General features: G+C 70.0%; 6 protein-coding genes and 1 pseudogene. 4 read left to right on the forward strand and 3 right to left on the reverse strand.

Translation table 11 applies throughout. The features are described from left to right. Positions 1-8: 8 nt before the first annotated feature. Positions 9-1,409 carry an APC family permease gene (locus tag OTB19_RS19760; protein ID WP_267799631.1) on the reverse strand — a complete coding sequence of 467 codons (1,401 nt, stop codon included), beginning with the start codon at positions 1,407-1,409 and terminating at the stop codon, positions 9-11. 86 nt (positions 1,410-1,495) lie between these two features. Here OTB19_RS19760 and OTB19_RS19765 point away from each other — a divergent pair, with 86 nt between their 5' ends. Both OTB19_RS19765 and ppgK read left to right on the forward strand, forming a co-directional pair. Continuing rightward, complete coding sequence (locus OTB19_RS19765) at positions 1,496-2,575, forward strand: 4-hydroxy-3-methylbut-2-enyl diphosphate reductase (RefSeq protein ID WP_420716868.1); 1,080 nt, start codon at positions 1,496-1,498, stop codon at positions 2,573-2,575. A 33-nt stretch (positions 2,576-2,608) separates the two neighbouring features. After that, entirely contained in the window at positions 2,609-3,355 is a 747-nt protein-coding gene (ppgK, locus tag OTB19_RS19770; protein WP_267799633.1) for a polyphosphate--glucose phosphotransferase, read from the forward strand. 79 nt (positions 3,356-3,434) lie between these two features. Here the strand turns inward: ppgK and OTB19_RS19775 are convergent, their stop codons facing one another. Further along, entirely contained in the window at positions 3,435-3,932 is a 498-nt protein-coding gene (locus OTB19_RS19775) for a DUF6542 domain-containing protein (RefSeq protein ID WP_420716869.1), read from the reverse strand. Positions 3,933-4,067: 135 nt separating this feature from the next. Between OTB19_RS19775 and ychF the strand changes: the two genes are divergently transcribed. After that, positions 4,068-5,156, forward strand: coding sequence for a redox-regulated ATPase YchF (gene ychF / locus OTB19_RS19780; protein ID WP_266949602.1), 1,089 nt, complete (start codon positions 4,068-4,070; stop codon positions 5,154-5,156). Between the two features lie 322 nt (positions 5,157-5,478). Here the strand turns inward: ychF and OTB19_RS19785 are convergent, their stop codons facing one another. Beyond that, positions 5,479-6,018, reverse strand: a complete 540-nt coding sequence (locus OTB19_RS19785; protein WP_267799634.1) for an HAD domain-containing protein — start codon at positions 6,016-6,018, stop codon at positions 5,479-5,481. A gap of 138 nt (positions 6,019-6,156) precedes the next feature. Here OTB19_RS19785 and OTB19_RS19790 point away from each other — a divergent pair. After that, positions 6,157-6,435 (forward strand): annotated as a pseudogene (locus tag OTB19_RS19790) (transposase); the annotation flags it as partial. Positions 6,436-6,562 lie beyond the last annotated feature (127 nt).

Here is a 6,562-nt window from a genome sequence, read left to right on the forward strand (position 1 = left end):
CACGCAGGCTAACCGCCAGAACCGACACCGTCCCCGGGCCCGACCCGATCCCCGGCGCGTCGGCCCCGCTGGGCCACCCACACCCCCAACCCCACCACCAGCCACACGGCGCCCACCAGCTGCGCCGCCCGGGAGGCCTCGACGATCACCGCGACGGTCACGGCCGCACCCAGCACCGGGATCACCACATGCTTGAACCAGTTCGGCGGCCCCTCGCGCCGCTGCACCACGAACCAGCCCACCACCGACGCGTGCAGCAGCGTGAACGCCACCAGCGCCCCGATGTCCACCACCGACACCAGATGGTCCAACCCGTCGTCGCGCCGGGCCGCCCACACCGCCGCGACCAGCGTCACCGTCGCCGCCACCAGCAGCGCCGCCCGCGGGGTCCCGCCCCAGGTCCGCGACAGGACGTGCGGGAGCCGCCGCTCCCGGGCCATGGCGAACAACAGCCGACCCGCCGCCGCCTGCCCGGCCAGCGCCGCGAAGGCCGCCCCGATCGCCTTGCTCACCGCCACCAGGTCGTGCAACCAGGACCCGACCGCCGACTCCACCGTGTTGTAGAACGCCGGCCCCTGCGCACCCGGATCGGCCGCCAGCTCCGCCGCGGTCATCGGGCTCAGCAGCGCCGCCAGGTAGGTCTGCGCGACGAACAGCACCCCCGTCAGCGCCAGACAGAACAGCACCGCCCGCGCCACCTTCGCACTGCCGCCCGTCACCTCCTCCGCGAAGGAGGCGATCGCGTCGAAGCCCAGGTACGACAGCACCGCCACCGACACCGCCCCCAGCACGGCCGCCGTCGAGAAGCCCAGCGAACCGTCCCCCGTCAACGGCGACAGCCAGCCGCGCCGCGCCCCGCCCTCCGCCAGCGCGACCACCGCCGCGACCAGGAACACCAGCAGCACCACGATCTCCAGGGCCAGCACCGCGAAGCCCACCCGCGCGGCCGCCCGTACGCCCCACAGGTTCAGCAGGGTGGTCACCACCACCGCCAGCGCCGTCCACACCCACCGGGACACCTCCGGCACCAAGGCGTTCATCGCGATGCCGGAGAACAGGTACGCCACCGCGGGGATCAGCAGGTAGTCGAGCATCGCCATCCACCCGGCGATCAGCCCCGCACCCTCGCCGAGCCCCTTGCGGGCGTACGTGAAGACCGAACCGGCCTGCGGGGCCACCCGGACCATCTGCGCGTACGAGAACGCCGTGAACGCCATCGCCACCGTCGCGCAGAGGTAGACGAGGGCCACCGCACCGTGCGACTTGGCGTCGAGGGTGCCGAAGATCCCGACCGGGGCCATGGGGGCGATGAACAGCAGCCCGTACACCACCAGATCGCGAAAGCCGAGGCTGCGCCGCAACGTCGCGGGAGCCTCGGACGCCGAACCGGAATCCGTCACGGACGCCATCGTTCCTCCGGGGGAGAAGCAGGACAGAGGTTCGACCCAGTTTGTGCCGAACGGGCGACGACCGGCCTGCTGGAGACCCCCGTACGATGGAGCGTATGACTGCTCCCTCCTCTGCTCCCGCTTCCCGCCGCGTTCTGCTCGCCGCCCCGCGCGGATACTGCGCGGGCGTCGACCGAGCCGTGATCGCCGTCGAGAAAGCCCTTGAGCAGTACGGTGCGCCGGTCTACGTACGCCACGAGATCGTCCACAACAAGTACGTCGTCCAGACGCTGGAGAAGAAGGGCGCCATCTTCGTCGAGCGGACGGAAGAGGTCCCCGAGGGCTCCATCGTGATGTTCTCCGCGCACGGCGTGGCACCCGTGGTCCACGAGGAGGCGGCGCGCGGCCGGCTCGCGACGATCGACGCGACCTGCCCGCTGGTCACCAAGGTCCACAAGGAAGCCATCCGCTACGCCAACGACGACTTCGACATCCTCCTCATCGGCCACGAGGGCCACGAGGAGGTCATCGGCACCTCCGGCGAGGCCCCCGACCACATCACCATCGTGGACGGCCCGGACGACGTCGCCAACGTGCGGGTCCGCGACGAGTCGAAGGTCGTCTGGCTCTCCCAGACCACCCTCTCCGTCGACGAGACCATGGAGACGGTCGACGCCCTGAAGACCAAGTTCCCGCTGCTCGTCTCGCCGCCGAGCGACGACATCTGCTACGCCACCTCGAACCGCCAGGCCGCGGTCAAGGTGATGGGCGCCGACTCCGACCTGGTCATCGTCGTCGGCTCCAAGAACTCCTCGAACTCGATCCGCCTCGTCGAGGTGGCCCTCGACGCCGGCGCCCGCGCCGCCCACCTGGTCGACTTCGCGAGCGAGATCGACGAGGCCTGGCTGGAGGGCGTCACCACCGTCGGCCTGACCTCGGGCGCCTCGGTGCCGGAGGTCCTGGTCGAGGAAGTGCTGGAGTGGCTGACGCAGCGCGGCTACGCGGACGTGGAGATCGTCAAGACGGCCGAGGAGTCGATCGTCTTCTCGCTGCCCAAGGAACTCCGCCGCGACCTGCGCGCCGAGGCGGCGGGACTCGTCGCCGGGGCGGACACCGCCGACGCGGGCGCCGTCGGGGCGACGGGAACCTCCGGGGCAACGGGTACGACCGGCGCGACCGAGAAGTAGGCCCTTCGCCGCCGTTTTCTCTACGGTGGTCCCATGCAGATCTTCGGCGTGGACATCGGCGGATCCGGTATCAAGGGCGCTCCCGTGGACCTGGAGCGCGGCGAGTTGGCGCAAGAGCGCCACAAGGAACTGACACCACAGCCGGCCACCCCCGAGGGGGTGGCCGACCGTGTCGTCGACGTGGTCCGCCACTTCGACTGGAAGGGCCCGGTGGGCGTCACCTTCCCGGGCGTCGTCACCGGCGGGGTCACCCGTACGGCCGCCAACATGGACAAGGCCTGGATCGGGGTCGACACGGCGGCCCTGCTGTCGGAGCGGCTCGACGGCCTCGCGGTGACCGTCCTGAACGACGCCGACGCGGCCGGGGTCGCGGAGATGACGTACGGCGCCGGCAAGGGGGTCTCCGGCACCGTCATCCTGCTCACCCTGGGCACCGGCATCGGCAGCGCGCTCTTCACGGACGGCCGACTCGTCCCCAACACCGAACTGGGTCACCTGGAACTCCACGGCCACGACGCGGAGAAGCGCGCGTCGGTCAAGGCCAAGGAGGACCACGACCTCACCTGGGAGCGCTGGGCGCACCGGCTCCAAAAGTACCTGGAACACGTGGAGATGCTCTTCTCCCCGGAGCTCTTTATCCTCGGAGGCGGCGTCAGCCGCAAGCCGGAGAAGTTCCTGCCGCTGATCGAGGGCATCCGCGCGGAGATCGTGCCGGCGAAGCTCCAGAACAACGCGGGCATCGTCGGAGCGGCGATGGCCGCCCGCGGCGCCTCGACCTAGGCCGTCCCTCTCGGAGTTCGCCGAGCGCGGGCCTGGCGGCGGGGTCGGGGGGTGGCCGTCAGGTCACGGCGGGGTGGGCTCAGACCACCCGGCGGGGCATGCGGCGCTTCCCGATCAGCACGGCCTTGCGCACCAGCGCGATCAGGGCCGCGAGGACCGTGCCCGCGTACAGCCAGCCGGCGTGCAGGGACAACGCCGAGACGATCCCCATCAGCTGCCCGCCGATGCCACCGGAACCCCCGGAGACGGGCCAGACCCCGACCGCGAACGCGATCGGGGCGCTGATGGGGGCGGTGATCAGGTCGGCGGGGCGCACCCAGAACGCGGTCGTGGCGGCCACGGGCAGGAAGAGCAGCCCGTACGCGAACAGGGACGCGTCGAACAGCAGCCAGACGATCCCCGCGACCCCCGCCATCGCCACGCACGCGAAGAGCCCGCCACCGAGGCCCGTCAGCCGCGGCCGGGGCAGCCGCCGCCGGGCAGGGACCGTCCCCGCCGGGCGAGCCGCCCCCGGGGCCTGCTGCCTGGGGACCTGCCCCCGCGGGTGACGTACTGAACGCGTCCTGTAGTGCTCCACCCCACCAAACTAGGCGGGGAGGCCCCTGACCGAGGGCCCGGACACGCGTACAACGAGCGCCACTCATCGGAAAGTAAACTGTCCGACGGCCCATCCCCGGGCCGCCGCCCCCTCCAGCTACGGGAAGTCGCCAACGTGTCGCTCACGATCGGAATCGTCGGCCTGCCGAATGTCGGCAAGTCGACCCTGTTCAACGCCCTGACCAAGAACGACGTGCTGGCGGCCAACTACCCGTTCGCCACCATCGAGCCGAACGTCGGCGTCGTCGGTGTCCCGGACCAGCGGCTGGCCGTCCTCGCGGGCATCTTCGGATCGCAGAAGGTCCTCCCCGCGACCGTCGACTTCGTCGACATCGCGGGCATCGTCCGCGGCGCCTCCGAGGGTGAGGGCCTGGGCAACAAGTTCCTCGCGAACATCCGCGAGTCGGACGCGATCTGCCAGGTCATCCGCGCCTTCAAGGACGAGAACGTCGTCCACGTCGACGGCAAGGTCTCGCCCAAGGACGACATCGAGACCATCAACACCGAGCTGATCCTCGCCGACCTCCAGTCCATCGAGAAGGCGGTGCCGCGCCTGACGAAGGAGTCCCGCCTCCAGAAGGAGAAGGTCGCGGTCCTGGCCGCGGTCGAGAAGGCGCAGAAGATCCTCGAAGAGGGCCACACCCTCTTCTCGCAGGGCATCAGCAAGGGCACGGAGCAGGGCGACCTCCTCCACGAACTGCACCTGCTCACCGTCAAGCCCTTCCTCTACGTCTTCAACGTTGACGAGGACGAGCTGACGGACGACGCCTTCAAGGCCGAGCAGAGCGCCCTGGTCGCCCCGGCCGAGGCGATCTTCCTGAACGCCAAGCTGGAGGCCGAGCTGATCGAGCTCGACGACGAGGAGGCCCTCGAACTCCTCCAGTCGGTCGGCCAGGAAGAGCCGGGCATGGCCACCCTGGGCCGCGTCGGCTTCACCACCCTGGGCCTGCAGACCTACCTGACGGCCGGCCCGAAGGAAACCCGCGCCTGGACCATCAAGAAGGGCGCCACCGCCCCCGAGGCCGCCGGCGTCATCCACACCGACTTCCAGCGCGGCTTCATCAAGGCGGAGATCATCTCCTTCGCCGACCTGGTCGACTGCGGCTCGGTGGCCGAGGCCCGCGCCAAGGGCAAGGCCCGCATGGAAGGCAAGGACTACGTCATGCAGGACGGCGACGTGGTGGAGTTCCGCTTCAATGTGTAGCGGCTGACTTACCACCACGTCGCTGATCTGGTAAACATGCAGGTCAGTAGGGGTCCGATCCTCCGGGGTCGGGCCCTTGGCTTTTTCCCGTGCTGGATCGGTGCTGGATAATCTGACCCTTCGTCACCTGTCATCACCCCTCGTCACCCGTACCGTGCTGGATTTGTGCTGGGTGTCCGAGCGGCACGCTGGCACGCAGTGGGACTGCGTCCCTGTCCGACGGATTGTCAGTGCTGACTCTCAGGATTGTCTCGACCGCTGCACAGGCGAGCAGGCACAGCAGTGGAGGGGCAGATGGGGTCATCTCAGGGCTCTGGGCGCGTCACAGCGCCGCGTCCAGGAGGCCCGCCCAGTCCCGCACATCGGCGAGGTGGCTCGGCTGGAGACCGATGTAAGGGTCCGGCTGGACGAGGAGGGTGGCGCAGCCGCGGGCGGTGCGTTCGGCAGCCCAGGCGTGGTCGAGCACGGTGAAGTCGTCATCGATCCAGACGACGGGTGCTCTGCCGAGCCAGGGGTCGACGTGGTCGCGCTTCCACAGGTAGCCGTCGGGATGGCTGGTGGTGATCTGTGGGCGGGGGAGGTCGAGGTAGGGGAAGTCCCGCAACCCCAGGAGCGGCCCGATGATCGTGGTGGCGTCCTTGCGCCAGCTCGTGCACCAAACCGGGGTGACGAGGCCGCTGGCCAGGAGATCGGTGAGCACCGGGCCCTGACTGGGGTCGAGCCAGATGGGGACGGGATCGTCGGGGTGCCGGCCAGTGGGCAGTACGGTGTGGCGGACGTGGGTGGGTGGGGTGCTGCCATCTGCCGCCGGGAACGGGATGAGGACGCCGTCGATGTCCAAGAGCAGGTAGGGCAGGGGCATCGGTGCCTCCGGGGTCAGCGTTTGCGGGCGGTAATGACCCTGATGGTTAATTCGTGTGGCTGAGGGTGCTGGTGGGAGCGGGTGGGCAGGTTGTTCCTGTGTCGGTAGGGTCCGGCCGGGGAGGGGCTTGTTGTGTCGATGTCGCCGCGGTCGTGGCCGGAGCCGTCGCCGGAGATCGCTGCGGCGGTGCGGAAGATCTACGCGCGAAGGGAACCGCCGCTCGCGGTGGCGGTCCGGGACCAGTTGCCCGAGGTGTTTCCGGACGCGGAGTTCTCCTCGGCGTTCGGGTCACGGGGCCGTCCGGCCCTGTCGCCGGGCCTGTTGGCGCTGGTCACGGTGCTGCAGATGGCGGAGAACCTCACCGACCGGCAGGCCGCCGATGCCGCCCGCAAAGACCTCACCTGGAAATACGCCCTTGTGCGCCACGAGGCGCCACTACCCCGAGCGGGGGTGAAAGGACCCCGCCGCTGGCCTGTCGCAGCAGGCTAGTGCAGCTGAGGGCAGCCTGACCGCGGAGACGCGCGGGAGGGCGGCAAGCAGCCCT

Origin of the sequence: Streptomyces sp. H27-H5 (assembly GCF_026627505.1) — a bacterium.
Taxonomy (GTDB): Bacteria; Actinomycetota; Actinomycetes; order Streptomycetales; family Streptomycetaceae; genus Streptomyces.

Excerpts from the sequence above, each read along its gene's own strand:
- OTB19_RS19760 (WP_267799631.1), bottom strand. The coding sequence starts at position 1,409 with ATGGCGTCCGTGACGGATTCCGGTTCGGCGTCCGAGGCTCCCGCGACG.
- OTB19_RS19765 (WP_420716868.1), top strand. The coding sequence starts at position 1,496 with ATGGAGCGTATGACTGCTCCCTCCTCTGCTCCCGCTTCCCGCCGCGTT.
- ppgK (WP_267799633.1), top strand. The coding sequence starts at position 2,609 with ATGCAGATCTTCGGCGTGGACATCGGCGGATCCGGTATCAAGGGCGCT.
- OTB19_RS19785 (WP_267799634.1), bottom strand. The coding sequence starts at position 6,018 with ATGCCCCTGCCCTACCTGCTCTTGGACATCGACGGCGTCCTCATCCCG.